The organism is Citrobacter enshiensis (assembly GCF_029338175.1).
GTDB lineage: Bacteria > Pseudomonadota > Gammaproteobacteria > Enterobacterales > Enterobacteriaceae > Citrobacter_D > Citrobacter_D enshiensis.
Map to the genome: position 1 here is coordinate 343,686 of NZ_CP119862.1, position 15,911 is coordinate 359,596.

Below are 15,911 nucleotides of genomic sequence, written 5' to 3' on the forward strand. Positions count from 1 at the left end.
GCCATTAAGGTGGATATCGCGTCATGGAGAGGATTACAGTCACTCTCGGGGAACGTAGTTACCCTATCACCATCGCGGCTGGTTTGTTTAACGAACCAGCTTCATTCTTACCGCTGAAATCGGGCGAGCAGGTTATGTTGGTGACCAACGAAACCCTGGCTCCTCTTTATCTTGATAAGATTCGCGACGTACTTGAACAGGCGGGTGTTAACGTTGATAGCGTTATTCTTCCCGATGGCGAGCAGTATAAAAGCCTGACGGTGCTTGATACGGTCTTTACGGCCCTGCTGCAAAAACCGCACGGTCGCGATACCACGCTTGTTGCCCTCGGTGGCGGCGTGATTGGCGATCTGACCGGTTTTGCTGCGGCGAGCTATCAGCGCGGCGTACGTTTTATCCAGGTTCCAACGACCTTGTTGTCGCAGGTTGACTCCTCCGTAGGCGGGAAAACCGCTGTAAACCATCCCCTCGGTAAAAACATGATTGGCGCGTTCTATCAGCCTGCTTCCGTGGTGGTGGATCTCGACTGTCTAAAAACGCTTCCTGCGCGTGAGCTGGCTTCGGGTCTGGCGGAAGTGATCAAATACGGCATCATTCTGGATGGGGCGTTCTTTACCTGGCTGGAGGAAAATCTGGATGCGCTGTTGCGTCTGGATGGCACGGCGATGGCGTACTGTATTCGCCGTTGTTGTGAGCTGAAAGCAGAAGTTGTTGCCGCAGACGAGCGAGAAATGGGCTTACGTGCTTTACTGAATCTGGGGCACACGTTTGGCCATGCCATCGAAGCCGAAATGGGTTATGGCAATTGGTTACACGGTGAAGCCGTCGCAGCAGGTATGGTGATGGCTGCTCGCACGTCAGAACGTCTGGGTCAGTTTAATGCAACTGACACACAGCGTATTATTACGCTGCTAGCGCGTGCTGGCTTACCTGTGAATGGACCCCGCGAGATGTCCGCGCAGGCTTATTTGCCGCACATGTTGCGTGATAAAAAAGTGTTGGCGGGTGAAATGCGTTTAATTCTCCCGCTGGCAATAGGGAAGAGTGAAGTCCGCGGCGGAGTGTCGCACGAGGTGGTTCTTAGCGCGATTGCTGATTGTCAGCAGGCGTAACAACAAGAAAGGTCAGGCCGCAATTATTGGGTCTTTTAGCTTCAGGTTAACTGCAACGTCGTAAGCATTAGCCTTTGAGTGGGGTGTTAAATGGATGAATTCAAACCAGAAGACGAGCTGAAACCCGATCCCAGCGATCGTCGTACTGGTCGTTCTCGTCAATCTTCTGAACGTGGTGAGCCGCAGATCAACTTTGATGATGTTGATCTGGATGCGGACGATCATCGCCCGACACGTGCGCGTAAAGACCGCAATGAGCAGCAGGATGTCGAGCCTGAAGAAGATTACGAATCCGAAGATGATGCGGTGGATGATGAAGAGCGTGTAGAGCGTCGTCCGCGCAAGCGCAAAAAAGCGGTCAGTAAACCGGCTTCCCGTCAGTACATGATGATGGGTGTTGGTGTTCTTGTGCTGCTGCTGCTAATTATCGGAATCGGCTCTGCGCTGAAGGCCCCTTCAACCTCCTCTTCAAGCGAGCAAACTGCTTCTGGCGAGAAGAGTATCGATCTTTCTGGCAATACCGCCGATCAAGCGAATGCAACTCAGCCTGCGCCGGGTGCAACATCAGCTGAGCAAACCGCCGGTAATGCACCGCAGCAAGAGGTCTCCTTGCCGCCGATTTCTTCCACGCCGACCGACGGGCAAGCGCCTGCAACGGCCGAAGGTCAGCAGCGTGTTGAAGTTCAGGGTGACCTGAACAATGCGCTATCGCAGCCGCAAAACCAGAGTCAGGTTAACAATGTGGTGGTTAACTCCACACTGCCGACTGAACCTGCCACGGTTGCGCCAATCCGTAACGGCAATGCGCCGCGTCAGGAGACAACGGAACCTGCGGCTCGTACCACACCGGAACGCAAACAGGCAGTGATTGAGCCGAAGAAACCGCAGACGACGGTGAAAGCAACGGCAACTGAACCGAAACCTGTCGCTCAGGCAAAACGCACGGAACCAACGGCTCCGGCGACAACCACGAAAGCCCCTGCAGCAACATCTGCACCGGCTGCAACGGTTGCCCCGAAAGCAACCGCCAGCACGACGTCTGCACCGGCTCAAACGACAGGTCCTGCGCAAACTGCGCCGACGACTGCTGCGACAACCAGCGCCGCTGGCGGGAAAAGCGCAGGCAACGTCGGGTCGTTAAAATCAGCGCCGGGCAGCCATTACACCCTGCAGCTCAGCAGCTCTTCTAACTACGACAACCTGAACAGTTGGGCGAAGAAAGAGAACCTGAAAAACTTTGTGGTGTATCAGACGACGCGTAACGGCCAACCGTGGTATGTTCTGGTAACGGGCGTGTATGCCTCGAAAGATGATGCGAAACGTGCGGTGTCTACGCTGCCAGCCGATGTGCAGGCGAAAAACCCGTGGGCAAAACCGTTGCATCAGGTTCAGGCCGATCTGAAGTAATGTTATTAAAGCGCAGGATGCTGTCGGAGCTTTCTCCACAGCCGGAGAAGGTGTAATTAGTTAGTCAGCATGAAAAAAAATCGCGCTTTTTTGAAGTGGGCAGGGGGAAAATACCCCCTGCTTGAAGATATAAAACGGCATTTGCCACCGGGTGAGTGTCTGGTTGAACCCTTCGTGGGTGCCGGGTCGGTGTTTCTCAACACCGACTTTTCTCGTTATATCCTTGCCGATATCAACAGCGACCTCATCAGTCTCTATAACATCGTGAAGTCACGTACCGATGAGTATGTGCAGGCTTCCCGCGAGCTGTTTACTCCTGAAACAAATCAGGCTGAGGTTTACTATCAGTTCCGCGAGGAATTCAACGCTTGTCAGGATCCGTTCCGCCGCGCGGTACTGTTTTTGTATCTGAACCGTTTTGGCTACAACGGACTGTGCCGCTATAACCTGCGCGGGGAATTTAACGTGCCGTTTGGCCGTTATAAAAAACCCTACTTCCCGGAAGCGGAGTTGTATCATTTTGCAGAAAAAGCGCAGAATGCAGAGTTTCATTGCCTCTCATATGAAGAGTGCATGGATCGTGCGGATGCAGACTCTGTGGTCTATTGTGACCCGCCTTATGCACCGCTTTCTGCGACGGCGAATTTTACCGCTTATCATACCAACAGCTTCAGCCATAGAGAGCAGGCGCATCTGGCAGAGATGGCAGAAAAGCTGGTCAGCAAGCGGATCCCAGTGTTAATTTCGAATCATGACACGCCCGATACCCGTGAGTGGTACAAAGCGGCGAAACATTTTCAGGTTAAAGTGCGGCGCAGTATAAGCAGCAACGGCGGCACACGAAAAAAGGTGGACGAACTGCTGGCTCTGTACCAACCAGGAGTCGTTTCGCCCGCGAAAAAATAATTCTCAAGGAGAAGCGGATGAAACAGTATTTGATTGCCCCCTCAATTCTGTCGGCTGATTTTGCTCGCCTGGGTGAGGACACTGCGAAAGCACTGACTGCCGGTGCCGATATCGTGCATTTTGACGTCATGGACAACCACTATGTGCCGAACCTGACGATCGGACCGATGGTGCTGAAATCCCTGCGTAAATACGGTATTACCGCACCTATCGACGTGCATCTGATGGTGAAGCCGGTTGACCGTATTGTGCCGGATTTCGCCGCGGCAGGCGCCAGCATCATTACTTTTCATCCGGAAGCCTCCGAACACGTCGATCGCACCTTGCAGCTGATTAAAGAGCACGGCTGCAAAGCGGGTCTGGTGTTCAACCCGGCCACGCCGCTCAGCTACCTGGACTACGTGATGGACAAGCTGGATGTGATCCTGTTGATGTCCGTTAACCCGGGCTTCGGCGGCCAATCCTTCATCCCACAGACGCTGGAGAAGCTGAGCGAAGTGCGTCGTCGTATCGATGAGTCCGGCTACGACATCCGCCTGGAAGTGGACGGTGGCGTCAAGGTGGACAACATTGGCGAAATCGCGTCGGCTGGCGCGGATATGTTTGTGGCAGGCTCTGCCATTTTCGACCAGCCAGACTACAAAAAAGTGATAGATGAAATGCGCCGTGAACTGGCGAAGGTAAGTCATGGATAAATTGCAGAATATTCGGGGTGTTGCATTTGACCTCGACGGCACGCTGGTCGACAGCGCGCCGGGATTAACCGCTGCGGTAGATATGGCGTTGTATGCGCTGGAACTGCCGACGGCAGGCGAAGAGCGCGTGATTACCTGGATTGGTAACGGCGCAGATGTGCTGATGGAACGCGCACTGACCTGGTCTCGCCAGGAACGTGCTATGCAGCGTAAAACAATGGGCAAACCGCCTGTTGATGACGATATCCCTGCTGAAGAACAGGTGCGTATTTTGCGTAAGCTGTTCGACCGTTATTATGCGGATGTGGCAGAAGAGGGGACTTTCCTGTTCCCCAACGTAGTGGATACGCTGGGCGCGCTGCACGCCAACGGGTTGCCGTTAGGTCTGGTCACCAACAAGCCGACGCCGTTTGTTGCGCCTCTGCTGGAAGCGCTGGATATCGCCAAATATTTTAGCGTGGTCATCGGTGGTGACGACGTGCAGAACAAAAAACCGCATCCGGACCCGCTACTGCTTGTCGCGAGCCGCATGGGTATTGCGCCTGAGCAAATGCTCTTCGTGGGCGATTCACGAAATGATATTCAGGCAGCGGTTGCCGCAGGCTGTCCGTCTGTGGGACTTACGTATGGCTATAACTACGGTGAAGCGATTGACCTTAGCCAGCCAGACGTTGTTTACGACAGTATTAATGACCTTCTGCCCGCTCTCGGGCTTTTGCAAAGCGAAAATCAGGAATTGAAAAATGACTAAGCCCATCGTTTTTAGTGGCGCACAGCCCTCAGGTGAATTGACCATTGGCAACTACATGGGTGCGCTGCGTCAGTGGGTAAACATGCAAGATGATTTCCACTGCATCTACTGCATCGTTGACCAGCATGCCATTACCGTGCGTCAGGATGCGCAGCAGCTGCGTAAAGCGACGCTGGATACGCTGGCGCTCTACCTTGCGTGTGGTATCGATCCTGAGAAAAGCACCATTTTCGTTCAGTCCCACGTGCCGGAGCATGCGCAGCTGGGTTGGGCGTTGAACTGCTACACCTATTTCGGCGAACTGAGCCGTATGACGCAGTTCAAAGATAAATCAGCGCGTTACGCAGAAAACATTAACGCCGGCCTTTTTGATTATCCGGTTCTGATGGCGGCGGACATTCTGCTCTACCAAACCAACCAGGTTCCGGTCGGTGAAGATCAGAAACAGCACCTGGAACTGAGCCGCGACATCGCCCAGCGTTTTAACGCCCTCTACGGCGATATCTTTAAAGTGCCAGAGCCGTTCATTCCGAAATCCGGCGCGCGCGTGATGTCGCTGCTGGAGCCGACCAAAAAGATGTCTAAGTCGGACGACAACCGCAACAACGTGATCGGCCTGCTGGAAGACCCGAAATCCGTTGTGAAGAAAATCAAACGCGCGATGACCGACTCCGAAGAGCCGCCGGTTGTGCGTTACGACGTCCAGAACAAAGCCGGTGTTTCTAACCTGCTGGATATCCTCTCTGCCGTGACCGGCGAGAGCATTCCTGAACTGGAACAACGCTTCGAAGGCAAAATGTACGGTCATCTGAAAGGTGAAGTGGCGGACGCGGTTTCCGGCATGCTGACCGAGCTGCAGGAGCGTTATCACCGCTACCGCAATGATGAAGCTTTCCTGCAGAAAGTGATGAAAGAGGGTGCCGAAAAAGCCAGCGCCCGTGCTTCCGTCACCCTGAAAGCGGTGTATGAAGCGATTGGTTTTGTCGCGAAACCGTAATTCAACGATGCTGCTAAAAACCGGGTAAATCCCGGTTTTTTTTCGCCTGTCGTTTATGTGACCAATAAAAACTGTGAAGCGCCTCGCCGTTTGCACATCTCGCCATTGCGCTATATATTCAATTTAATGAAGATATAAATATTCAATTTACTGAAAATATATGATGCGTCGGACATTTATCAAGAAAGAAGGGGTTGTCTTAACAACTCTGGCCCGTTACCTGTTGGGTGAAAAGTGTGGTAACCGTTTGAAAACTATAGATGAGCTGGCAAATGAATGCCACTCATCTGTCGGATTAACGCAGGCCGCGCTGAAAACGCTGGAATCCTCAGGGGCAATCCGTATTGAGCGTCGCGGGCGTAATGGTAGTTTCCTGGTAGAAATGGATAACAAAACGCTGTTGACGCATGTGGATATCAACAACGTGGTATGTGCCATGCCGTTGCCGTATACCCGTCTGTACGAAGGGTTGGCGAGCGGTCTGAAAGCGCAATTTGAGGGAATACCCTTTTATTACGCGCACATGCGTGGGGCGGATATTCGCGTGGAATGTTTACTGAATGGCGTCTATGACATGGCGGTAGTCTCCCGCCTGGCGGCAGACAGTTATCTGGCGCAGAACGGGTTGCGCATCGCGCTGGAGCTGGGGCCACATACTTATGTGGGCGAGCATCAGCTCATTTGTCGCAAAGGTGAGTCTGAACACGTGAAACGCGTGGGCCTGGATAACCGCTCGGCGGATCAGAAAATCATGACGGAAGCGTGTTTTGGCGACAGTGACGTGGAGTTGATAAATCTTTCGTACCACGAAAGCCTTCAGCGCATTGTGAAAGGGGACGTGGATGCGGTGATCTGGAACGTCGTGGCAGACGCTGAGCTGGCGATGCTGGGATTAGAAGCGACCCCGCTCACCCGCGATCCCCGATTCTTACAGGCAACGGAAGCCGTCGTACTGACGCGCGCGGATGATTATCCGATGCAGCAATTGCTGCGTGCAGTGGTAGACAAACAGGCGCTACTCGCCCACCAGCAACGGGTGGTAAAGGGTGAGCTGGAACCCAGCTATTAAGTTAAGGGCATTAAGATGGAAAACCGACTTAACCTGCTATGCGAAGCGGGTGTGATTGATAAGGATATCTGCAGCGGCATGCTGCAGGTTGTCGAACGGCTGAGCACTGAGTGGCGTCTGCCGGTTCACTCCGAGCAAGGTACGATGGCGATGACGCACATGGCGAGTGCGTTAATGCGCAGTCGCCGGGGGGAAGTGATTGGGCCGCTGGACGACGAGTTACTGGCTGAAATGGCGCAATCAAACCACTGGCCAACCATTTTGTTGGTGCACCAGGCATTGCTGAAAGAGTTTGCGGTGACGCTTCATGCAAATGAAGAGGGGTATCTGCTGGCGAACCTGTACGGATTGTGGATGGCGGCAGAAGAAGGCGTTTGAAATAGACGGAATGGCAATGTCCTTCACCTTAAATATTCAAAAAAATGAATGTTTAAATCAGGGATTGGAAACGAGGCTTAAAGATGTTTATACACGCATTGAAACGTCAGAACCCTGCGCTTATTACCGCCGCGCTCCGGCTATGGCAACAAGGGAAGATTGTCCCTGATAGCTGGGTGATTGATGTTGACCAGGTTCTGGAAAATGGTAAGCGCCTGATTGAGGTCGCTCAGCAACACGGCATCACGTTGTATCTGATGACCAAGCAGGTTGGGCGAAATCCCTGGCTGGCGGAAAAGCTGTTGGCGCTGGGTTATGCCGGGATTGTCGTGGTGGACTATAAAGAGGGCCGAACCCTGCGCCGCGCCGGATTGCCGATCGCGCATCAGGGTCATTTGGTGCAGATCCCGTCCCGACTCGTTGATGCGGCAGTACAACAAAATACGGATGTCATCACGCTGTTTTCGTTAGAGAAAGCGCGGGAAGTCTCTGCAGCAGCAGTGAAAGCCGGGCAGACGCAGGCGGTGATGCTCAAAGTGTATGGCGAAAATGACTTTCTTTACCCCGGGCAGGAAAGCGGTTTCCCGCTGGCCACTCTGGATGAGATTGTTGCTGAGGTTCAACGGTTACCGGGTCTGCATCTGAGCGGATTAACGCATTTTCCCTGTCTGCTCTGGGATGAGGCGGCAGGTGAAACCGTACCGACGCCAAACCTGCATACGCTGGTCGATGCGCGACGGCAACTGGAAGCGTCGGGCGTCGCTATCGAACAACTGAATGCCCCTTCTGCGACCAGCTGCGCCTCTCTGCCACTGCTGGCAAAGTACGGCGTCACTCACGCAGAGCCTGGCCATGCGTTGACCGGCACGATTCCTTCTAATCAACAGGGCGACCAGTCTGAGCGCATTGCGATGCTTTGGCTGAGCGAGATCTCTCACCATTTTCGCGGCGACAGCTATTGCTATGGCGGCGGTTATTACCGTCGCGGGCATGCGCGTAATGCGCTGGTGTTTGCCCATGAAAATGACGCGCCGGTTGAGACGCAACTGAAACCTGTCGATGACAGCAGTATTGATTATTACCTGCCGCTTGCCGGGGAGTTCCCGGTAAGCAGTGCCGTTGTGCTCTGTTTTAGAACACAAATCTTCGTGACGCGCAGTGACGTTGTGCTGGTGTCCGGTATTCAGCGTGGCGCGCCTGAGATTGTCGCCCGTTATGACAGTCTCGGAAATCCTCTGGAGGACTAATGGCTCGTTTCGTGGTGGTAGTGATTGATAGCTTCGGCGTCGGGGCAATGAAGGATGTCGCGCAGATCCGACCGCAGGATGCTGGCGCGAATACCTGCGGGCATATCCTGAGTCAGCAGCCGCAGTTACGTCTGCCAACGCTGGAAAAGCTGGGGTTGATGAATGCGCTGGGGTACACGCCAGGCGTGATGAAACCGTCCGAATCTGCGGTATGGGGCGTCGCGGAATTGCAACATGAAGGGGGCGATACCTTCATGGGGCATCAGGAGATTTTAGGCTCGCGACCCCAGGCGCCGCTACGCATGCCGTTTAGCGAGGTTATTGGGCGCGTTGAGCAGGCGCTGAAAACTGCAGGCTGGCAGGTGGAGCGACGTGGCGATGGGCTGGCGTTTCTGTGGGTGAATCAGGCGGTCGCGATTGGCGATAACCTCGAAGCAGATTTGGGGCAGGTCTACAACATTACCGCCAACCTTTCCGTCATTGACTTCGACGAGGTGGTGAAGATTGGCCGCACTGTGCGTGAGCATGCGCAGGTTGGGCGGGTCATTGCTTTTGGCGGCATGCTGAAAGACAGCCAACAGATCCTGGATGCCGTTGAGACAAAAGCGGAACGCTTCATCGGCATCAATGCGCCGCGCTCGGGGGCGTATGAAAACGGTTTTCAGGTGGTTCACATGGGCTATGGCGTTGATGCGCAGGTTCAGGTTCCGCAGAAGCTGCATGAGGTCGGCGTGCCGACCGTACTGGTTGGAAAAGTGGCCGATATTGTCAGCAATCCACATGGCCGCAGCTGGCAAAACCTGGTCGATAGCCAGCGCATCATGGATATCACTCGAGATGAATTTAACGCGGAACAGACCGCGTTTATTTGCACCAACATCCAGGAAACCGATCTCGCCGGTCATGCCGAGGATGTCGCACGTTATGCGGAACGCCTGCAGGTCGTCGACAGTAATCTAACGCGCCTTCTTTCTGATATGGGGCCGGATGATTACCTGGTCGTCATGGCCGATCACGGCAACGACCCCACGATTGGTCACAGTCACCACACCCGTGAAGTGGTGCCGGTGCTGGTGTATCGACAGGGGCTGGAACCCGCTCAGTTAGGCGTTCGCGCCACGCTGTCAGATGTGGGAGCCACAGTATGCGAATTCTTTGGCGCCGCAGCCCCGCAAAACGGCACCTCTTTTCTTTCGGCACTACGGCTCACAGGAGACGCGTTATGAGCATTGATACCTCAGGCTACACCTACGCCCACGAGCATCTGCATATCGATCTCTCCGGGTTCAAAAATAATCTCGACTGCCGGTTCGATCAGTACGATCTCATCTGCCAGGAGATGAAAGATCTGATGGCGTTGGGCGTGCGCAACATCATTGAGATGACCAACCGTTACATGGGGCGTAACCCGCAATTTATGCTCGATCTAATGCGTGATACGGGAATGAATGTGGTGGCCTGCACGGGGTATTACCAGAATGCATTTTTCCCTGAACACGTCGCGACCCGCAGCGTGGATCAACTGGCTCAGGAGATGGTCGATGAAATTGTCGACGGCATCGATGGCACTGAACTGAAAGCCGGGATCATCGCTGAAATCGGCTCCAGCGAGGGTGTGATCACGCCGCTGGAAGAAAAGGTCTTTATTGCTGCCGCGCGTGCCCACAATGAAACCGGGCGCCCGATCTCGACGCACACCTCGTTCGGCACCATGGGCCTGGAACAGTTGGCCTTACTGAAAACGCAGGGCGTCTCCCTTTCTCGAGTGGTGATTGGTCACTGCGATCTAAAAGATAACCTCGACAATATCTTGCGCATGATCGATCTCGGTGCGTACGTGCAGTTCGACACTATCGGTAAAAACAGCTACTACCCGGACGAGAAACGTATTGGGATGCTGCATGTGCTTCGCGATCGCGGTTTGCTCAATCGCGTGATGCTCTCAATGGATATTACCCGTCGGTCACATTTGAAAGTGAACGGCGGTAATGGCTACGACTACCTGTTAACCACCTTTGTCCCACAACTGCGCCAGTCAGGATTCAGTCAGGTCGATGTGGACATGATGCTACGTGATAACCCTGCTCGTTTCTTCCAGTAGGTCGGTTTGATTGAGGCTGCGCACGTTGAGGGTAGCCGTTTTTAATAACGTATTAGCGATAGAAATATATCAATAAGGAAACAGACAATGAAAATCGTGATTGGTGGTCAGATTGAGAAAGAAAAAATAGCTGAAACAGTCCGCCGTGAAGCGGGAGATCGTGCGACCTCAGTCACTGTCATGGGGGACATTGAAGCGGCCATGGCATTAAAAAGTGGCGCGGCAGACTACTATTTCGGCGCGTGTAATACCGGTGGCGGCGGGGCGCTGGCAATGGCGATTGCGATTGCGGGGGCCAGCCAATGTATTACCGTCGGCATGCCGGGAAAAATTCTGTCAAATGAAGAGATTATTGCAGGCGTAAACGCAGGGAAAAAAGCCTTCGGTTTCACGGGGCAGGACACTGAAATCGTTGTCCCGGTAATTATCAAGGCAATCCTGGGCGCATAGGAGGAAAAATGGAACATGATTTTCTGATGCGTCTGTTAACCATCGATCCCATGAAGGCTGGGCTCATAGCGCTTATTGGCGGACTGTGCGCAATGATGGCCAACCGGGGGATCGCTGTTTTTCATGATGGCCTGCGTCCATTGATGCCTGAATATCTCGAAGGGAGAATGGATCACAAAACGCTGGCGGCAACCAGCTTTGCACTGAGTTTCGGGTTGGTCATTGGATTTGGGCTGCCATTTTCACTGACCGCGCCGATTATTCTGGTGCATAGCCTGCTGCTGGGAACCGATGTGGTGGGCACATGGTGTAACAATAGCCGCCGTGGCTTCCTGCTCTCCGGCGTCATTGGTGCCGTTTATGGCGTGGCGCTGATGGTTGGGCTGCGTTCAATTGTTGATCTGTTCAACATGATGCCCGTGAATTTTATGAATAACCTCAGCCAGGTGGGAGACCCGATTATTGTCTGTTTCGCCCTCTTTCCTGCATTGGTTGTCGGTTATCAGTACGGATACAAAAAAGGCATGTGGGTGCTGGTCGCGACACTGGTGGGGTATCTGGTCGCGCACTCTTTTGGCAGCATCAGTTTCGGCGGGCGCATTGAGAAACCCGTCAAGCTTGACCCGAACGGTATTGCGCTATTGCTCGCGATGATCGCGATGTTCTATTTCACCATGCAAGAGCGCCCTGCGACGTCAGAAAATGCGGATGGGGTAAAGACGAAAGGCGCGAATGAGATGCTGGTGGGCCTCTTTTCGGCACGTATAGAACGCATCCAGAAGAACAAATGGCTGTTGGTGTTCAGCGGCGGCTTATGCGCGATGGCCGGTTCGATGTCATTCAGTTTGCTGGCAGAAGGCCCCGTTTCGCTGCAACTGATGGCGCAGGGAGAGCAAACCAGTGCCATGCTGGTGGCACTGGCGCGAGCGATCAGCTTTATCCCTCTGGTCGGTATGACGGCAATTGCAACAGGTGTCTACAGCCCGGAAGGCATGAAGTTTGTTTTTGTTGCAGGCCTGGCGACCAACAACCCTTTGATAGCGTTCATTGCGGGCGGCGTCATTATGTTCCTGGAGATTAGACTGCTCGCCAGAACGGCGATCTGGCTGGACAAATATCCAGGTGTCAAAGCGTGTGGCGATCATATCCGTACCGCTATCACAAGAATGCTGGAAGTGTCACTGCTGGTGGGTGGGATGATTGCGTCTAATGCCATTTTACCGGGTATGGGATTTATGATCGTCGCAGGCATTTATCTGCTTAACCGAACGTCCCGTAGACCGCTGGTGGAGATGTCTATTGGTCCGGTTGCCACGATTGCCGTCGGGATACTGGCTAACCTCTTCTACTTTATCGGGATTGTGTAACCCTAAGGTCATCGCCATGGAAACCTATCCATTACAAAGCCTGACGCTGATGGAGGCTCAGGAGAAGCAATTTGCGCTGGTGGACACACTGTGCCGCCATTTTCCCGGTGCTGATTTTTTGGCAGGCGGCGATTTAGGGCTTGTGCCGGGGCTAAACCAGCCCCGGGTAACGCAGCGTGTCGAGCAGGTCCTGGCCGACGCGTTTCACGCCGAGGCGGCCGTGTTGGTGCAGGGAGCGGGTACCGGTGCTATTCGCGCGGGGTTGAGCGCGTTGCTCAGGCCCGGTCAGCGGCTACTGGTGCATGATGCGCCGGTGTATCCAACCACTGCGTGCATCATTGAACAGATGGGTATTGAACTCATCCGCGCCGATTTCAATACTCCCGGCGCGATAACGCAGGCTATTGCACAGTACCGCCCTCAGGCGGCGCTGGTTCAGCATACACGACAGCAACCTAAGGATAGCTACTCGCTGACGGTGGTGCTGGAGGAGATCGCACACAGCGGGGTTCCTACGCTGACTGATGACAACTATGCCGTCATGAAAGTGGGCAGCATCGGGTGTGAATGCGGGGCCACGCTCTCTACGTTCTCCTGCTTTAAACTCTTCGGGCCTGAAGGCGTGGGGGCGGTTGTTGGGGAGGCCGACGCTATCGCTAAAATCCGCTCTACCCTGTATTCCGGCGGTAGCCAGATCCAGGGCGCACAAGCGCTGGAGGTGTTGCGTGGACTGGTTTTTGCGCCCGTGATGCATGCCGTGCAGGCGGGGGTATCCGAGCGTTTACTCGCGCGGCTCAATGGCGGGAGTTTGCCGGAGGTGAAGCAGGCGGTGATTGCCAACGCGCAGTCGAAAGTGTTGATCGTGGAGTTCAATCACCCGATTGCCGGGAGAGTGCTGGAAGAAGCGCATAAACGCGGGGCGCTGCCTTACCCGGTGGGGGCGGAATCAAAATATGAGATCCCGCCGCTGTTTTATCGTCTCTCCGGGACGTTTCGCGAAGCCGCGCCGGGTCTGGAACAGTACGCGATCCGTATTAATCCAAACCGTAGCGGCGAGGAGACGGTGCTACGAATCTTGCGGGAAAGCATTGGGCAGGTCATGGCTGGCTAGCACCCGGTGACGACAGGCATAAAAAAACCGGGAAATTCCCGGTTTTTTTACATTAATGGTTCGAGAACCAGTTCAGCTTATCGCGCAGAGCAACCACTCTACCGACAATAATTAACGCCGGGCTCTCAACACGCTGTGCCAGGTCACCTAACTGCGACAGCGCCCCGTTAACCACGCGTTGTTTCACGGCGGTTCCGTTCTCAACCAGCGCAACCGGCATATCAGCCTGCATGCCAAACTCAATCAGCTTTTCCTGGATAGTCGCCGCCTGATTTAACCCCATGTAGAACACCAGCGTCTGCTTCTCGGCCGCCAGATTCTCCCAGTCCAGTTCGCCACCGGTTTTCAAATGCCCGGTGACCAGACGGACACTTTGCGCGTAGTCGCGGTGGGTCAGTGGGATCCCGGAGTAAGCTGAACAGCCTGAGGCCGCCGTAATCCCAGGTACCACCGAGAAGGGGATCCCTGCGTGGCATAAGGTTTCCAGCTCCTCGCCGCCGCGACCAAAAATAAACGGATCGCCGCCTTTCAGACGCACGACGCGTTTACCCTGTTGGGCTTCACGCAGCAGGATCTGGTTAATCTCTTCCTGCGGTACGCAGTGATATCCCGCTCGTTTGCCCACGAAGACGCGGTCAGCATCGCGGCGGACCAGGTTCATGATGTCGTCGGAGACTAAGCGGTCATACACCACCACATCGGCCTGCTGAATTTGCTGCAATCCTTTCAGGGTGAGCAGACCGGCGTCGCCAGGTCCGGCACCAACCAGCACCACTTCACCACGGTGATCCAGCGGCTCGCTGAGCATCTGCTCCGTGGTTTGCTCAATGGCCTGGCGATCGTCGTTGGCCAGCGACTGCGCCAGGCGGTCGTTGACAAAGAGTTTCTCCCAGAAACGACGGCGTTCGCCCATCGTGGCGAATTGTTGTTTCACCCGGGAACGAAGTTGTCCGGCGTACTGCGCAACCTGGCCTAAATGCTGGGGCAACATCGCCTCAAGCTTCTCACGCAGCAAGCGTGCGAGAACCGGCGATGTGCCACCTGAGGAGACGGCCACCATCAGCGGCGAACGGTCAATAATCGAGGGCATAATGAAGCTGGCGGCTTTCGGCGCATCGACCACATTGCAGAAAATGCGGCGAGTTTCGGCAGCGCGGCTAACGCGTTGGTTCACTTCATCGTCATCGGTTGCCGCGATGGCCAGCCAGCAAGGGTCAAGGAGCGCTTCGTCGAAAGGCCCCTCAACCAGGGTCAACATGCCTTCATTTGCCCATACGGTAAACTGCGGAATAAACGCCAGCGCGTTGACGGTGAGTCTGGCACCGGCTTCCAGCAGTAACCGCGCTTTGCGTTCTGCGACATCACCCCCGCCGACGATCAGGCAGTCGCGGTCACGTAGTTGACAAAATATAGGCAAATGATCCACGACATTACCCCTTAATTATTGGCAGCAGCCTCAGTTTGGTTGATTTTTGCCGGAGCCGGACGCTCCGATTTCGGCGTAGCATACCAATAACCCCATCCCATGAACACGACACCGGACAAAGTATTACCTAGTGTTACCCACAACAAATTGTGACCGATCCCGGACAAGGTATACGCGTCGCTGTGATGACCAAACCAGGAGAGGGCGAACAGGGTCATGTTGGCAACGGAGTGCTCATAGCCAGAGGCGATAAACGCCAGCAGACACCACCAGATGGCGATGAATTTCGCAGCGCCTTCGGTACGGATTGCCATCCAAATTGCCAGGCAAACCAGCCAGTTACACAGCGCGCCTTTGAAAAAGAGCACGCTGGCCGGGGCGGTCGTTTTGGCGAGGGCAACCGAGTGAACAATGCTGGTATCGACCGGCAGCAGGCTACCGCCGCCCCAGCTATACAGCAGCGCGACGAACACCGACCCCACCAGGTTGCCCAACCAGGTTTGCGGCAGAATAGCCCACATTTGCCCGTGGCTGATGGTGCCTGCTTTGACGCCGAGCGTCAGGAACATGGTGTGGCCCGTGAAGAGTTCAGAACCGGCAATAATCACCAGCGTCAACGCAATACCAAAGGTTGCACCCATTACCAGCGGGCGGATAGAAGGATCGAGCAGATTCCCGAGGGTGAAAATGAGGATAATACCGAGACCGACATAGGCCCCCGCCATTGCAGAACTAACCCAGAAGCCGAGCGGGTTATTCGCCGACAGGCGTGCGATGCGCGCAGCGTTAGCCGCACACTTGTTGATAGTGTCTGTGAACATGTGTTTGATTACCCTTGAAATATAAATAATAAAAAAACAATCGTACGTAGGCCGGATAAGGCATTTATGCCGC

General features: G+C 54.5%; 16 protein-coding genes. 14 read left to right on the forward strand and 2 right to left on the reverse strand.

The window, feature by feature from the left end:
* Positions 1-23 precede the first annotated feature (23 nt).
* From aroB to P2W74_RS01595, 14 genes are all read left to right on the forward strand, one after another.
* Positions 24-1,112 (forward strand): 3-dehydroquinate synthase, encoded by a 1,089-nt coding sequence (gene aroB / locus P2W74_RS01530; RefSeq protein WP_276293647.1) that lies wholly within the window; start codon positions 24-26, stop codon positions 1,110-1,112.
* Between the two features lie 90 nt (positions 1,113-1,202).
* Positions 1,203-2,519: a cell division protein DamX gene (gene damX, locus P2W74_RS01535; RefSeq protein ID WP_276293648.1), complete on the forward strand. Its 1,317-nt coding sequence runs from the start codon at positions 1,203-1,205 to the stop codon at positions 2,517-2,519.
* Positions 2,520-2,588: 69 nt separating this feature from the next.
* Positions 2,589-3,425 carry an adenine-specific DNA-methyltransferase gene (dam, locus tag P2W74_RS01540; protein ID WP_276293649.1) on the forward strand — a complete coding sequence of 279 codons (837 nt, stop codon included), beginning with the start codon at positions 2,589-2,591 and terminating at the stop codon, positions 3,423-3,425.
* A 17-nt stretch (positions 3,426-3,442) separates the two neighbouring features.
* On the forward strand, positions 3,443-4,120 hold the full coding sequence (rpe, locus tag P2W74_RS01545) for a ribulose-phosphate 3-epimerase (protein ID WP_276293650.1): 678 nt from the start codon (positions 3,443-3,445) through the stop codon (positions 4,118-4,120).
* Positions 4,113-4,871, forward strand: coding sequence for a phosphoglycolate phosphatase (gene gph, locus P2W74_RS01550; RefSeq protein WP_276293651.1), 759 nt, complete (start codon positions 4,113-4,115; stop codon positions 4,869-4,871). Before rpe ends, gph begins: the two co-directional genes overlap by 8 nt.
* Entirely contained in the window at positions 4,864-5,868 is a 1,005-nt protein-coding gene (gene trpS / locus P2W74_RS01555; protein WP_276293652.1) for a tryptophan--tRNA ligase, read from the forward strand. Before gph ends, trpS begins: the two co-directional genes overlap by 8 nt.
* Positions 5,869-6,031: 163 nt before the next feature.
* Positions 6,032-6,937: a GntR family transcriptional regulator YhfZ gene (gene yhfZ, locus P2W74_RS01560; protein ID WP_276295281.1), complete on the forward strand. Its 906-nt coding sequence runs from the start codon at positions 6,032-6,034 to the stop codon at positions 6,935-6,937.
* 15 nt (positions 6,938-6,952) lie between these two features.
* Positions 6,953-7,315 carry a PRD domain-containing protein gene (locus P2W74_RS01565; protein ID WP_276293653.1) on the forward strand — a complete coding sequence of 121 codons (363 nt, stop codon included), beginning with the start codon at positions 6,953-6,955 and terminating at the stop codon, positions 7,313-7,315.
* 83 nt (positions 7,316-7,398) lie between these two features.
* Positions 7,399-8,562, forward strand: coding sequence for a YhfX family PLP-dependent enzyme (locus P2W74_RS01570; RefSeq protein ID WP_276293654.1), 1,164 nt, complete (start codon positions 7,399-7,401; stop codon positions 8,560-8,562).
* Entirely contained in the window at positions 8,562-9,788 is a 1,227-nt protein-coding gene (locus tag P2W74_RS01575; RefSeq protein ID WP_276293655.1) for a phosphopentomutase, read from the forward strand. Before P2W74_RS01570 ends, P2W74_RS01575 begins: the two co-directional genes overlap by 1 nt.
* Positions 9,785-10,663: a phosphotriesterase-related protein gene (locus P2W74_RS01580; RefSeq protein WP_276293656.1), complete on the forward strand. Its 879-nt coding sequence runs from the start codon at positions 9,785-9,787 to the stop codon at positions 10,661-10,663. The genes P2W74_RS01575 and P2W74_RS01580 overlap by 4 nt, the downstream gene beginning before the upstream one ends.
* Before the next feature lie 87 nt (positions 10,664-10,750).
* Positions 10,751-11,113: a DUF2620 domain-containing protein gene (locus P2W74_RS01585; RefSeq protein ID WP_192610743.1), complete on the forward strand. Its 363-nt coding sequence runs from the start codon at positions 10,751-10,753 to the stop codon at positions 11,111-11,113.
* Between the two features lie 8 nt (positions 11,114-11,121).
* Positions 11,122-12,480 carry a YhfT family protein gene (locus P2W74_RS01590; protein ID WP_276293657.1) on the forward strand — a complete coding sequence of 453 codons (1,359 nt, stop codon included), beginning with the start codon at positions 11,122-11,124 and terminating at the stop codon, positions 12,478-12,480.
* Between the two features lie 16 nt (positions 12,481-12,496).
* The gene (locus tag P2W74_RS01595) at positions 12,497-13,591 is read left to right on the forward strand and encodes an aminotransferase class I/II-fold pyridoxal phosphate-dependent enzyme (RefSeq protein ID WP_276293658.1); all 1,095 of its coding nucleotides are present in this window, start codon (positions 12,497-12,499) and stop codon (positions 13,589-13,591) included.
* Between the two features lie 52 nt (positions 13,592-13,643).
* Here the strand turns inward: P2W74_RS01595 and cysG are convergent, their stop codons facing one another.
* Entirely contained in the window at positions 13,644-15,017 is a 1,374-nt protein-coding gene (cysG, locus tag P2W74_RS01600; protein ID WP_276293659.1) for a siroheme synthase CysG, read from the reverse strand.
* 11 nt (positions 15,018-15,028) lie between these two features.
* The gene (nirC, locus tag P2W74_RS01605) at positions 15,029-15,838 is read right to left on the reverse strand and encodes a nitrite transporter NirC (protein ID WP_276293660.1); all 810 of its coding nucleotides are present in this window, start codon (positions 15,836-15,838) and stop codon (positions 15,029-15,031) included.
* Positions 15,839-15,911: the final 73 nt, after the last annotated feature.

Excerpts from the sequence above, each read along its gene's own strand:
- aroB (WP_276293647.1), top strand. The coding sequence starts at position 24 with ATGGAGAGGATTACAGTCACTCTCGGGGAACGTAGTTACCCTATCACC.
- damX (WP_276293648.1), top strand. The coding sequence starts at position 1,203 with ATGGATGAATTCAAACCAGAAGACGAGCTGAAACCCGATCCCAGCGAT.
- dam (WP_276293649.1), top strand. The coding sequence starts at position 2,589 with ATGAAAAAAAATCGCGCTTTTTTGAAGTGGGCAGGGGGAAAATACCCC.
- rpe (WP_276293650.1), top strand. The coding sequence starts at position 3,443 with ATGAAACAGTATTTGATTGCCCCCTCAATTCTGTCGGCTGATTTTGCT.
- gph (WP_276293651.1), top strand. The coding sequence starts at position 4,113 with ATGGATAAATTGCAGAATATTCGGGGTGTTGCATTTGACCTCGACGGC.
- trpS (WP_276293652.1), top strand. The coding sequence starts at position 4,864 with ATGACTAAGCCCATCGTTTTTAGTGGCGCACAGCCCTCAGGTGAATTG.
- yhfZ (WP_276295281.1), top strand. The coding sequence starts at position 6,032 with ATGCGTCGGACATTTATCAAGAAAGAAGGGGTTGTCTTAACAACTCTG.
- P2W74_RS01565 (WP_276293653.1), top strand. The coding sequence starts at position 6,953 with ATGGAAAACCGACTTAACCTGCTATGCGAAGCGGGTGTGATTGATAAG.
- P2W74_RS01570 (WP_276293654.1), top strand. The coding sequence starts at position 7,399 with ATGTTTATACACGCATTGAAACGTCAGAACCCTGCGCTTATTACCGCC.
- P2W74_RS01575 (WP_276293655.1), top strand. The coding sequence starts at position 8,562 with ATGGCTCGTTTCGTGGTGGTAGTGATTGATAGCTTCGGCGTCGGGGCA.
- P2W74_RS01580 (WP_276293656.1), top strand. The coding sequence starts at position 9,785 with ATGAGCATTGATACCTCAGGCTACACCTACGCCCACGAGCATCTGCAT.
- P2W74_RS01585 (WP_192610743.1), top strand. The coding sequence starts at position 10,751 with ATGAAAATCGTGATTGGTGGTCAGATTGAGAAAGAAAAAATAGCTGAA.
- P2W74_RS01590 (WP_276293657.1), top strand. The coding sequence starts at position 11,122 with ATGGAACATGATTTTCTGATGCGTCTGTTAACCATCGATCCCATGAAG.
- P2W74_RS01595 (WP_276293658.1), top strand. The coding sequence starts at position 12,497 with ATGGAAACCTATCCATTACAAAGCCTGACGCTGATGGAGGCTCAGGAG.
- nirC (WP_276293660.1), bottom strand. The coding sequence starts at position 15,838 with ATGTTCACAGACACTATCAACAAGTGTGCGGCTAACGCTGCGCGCATC.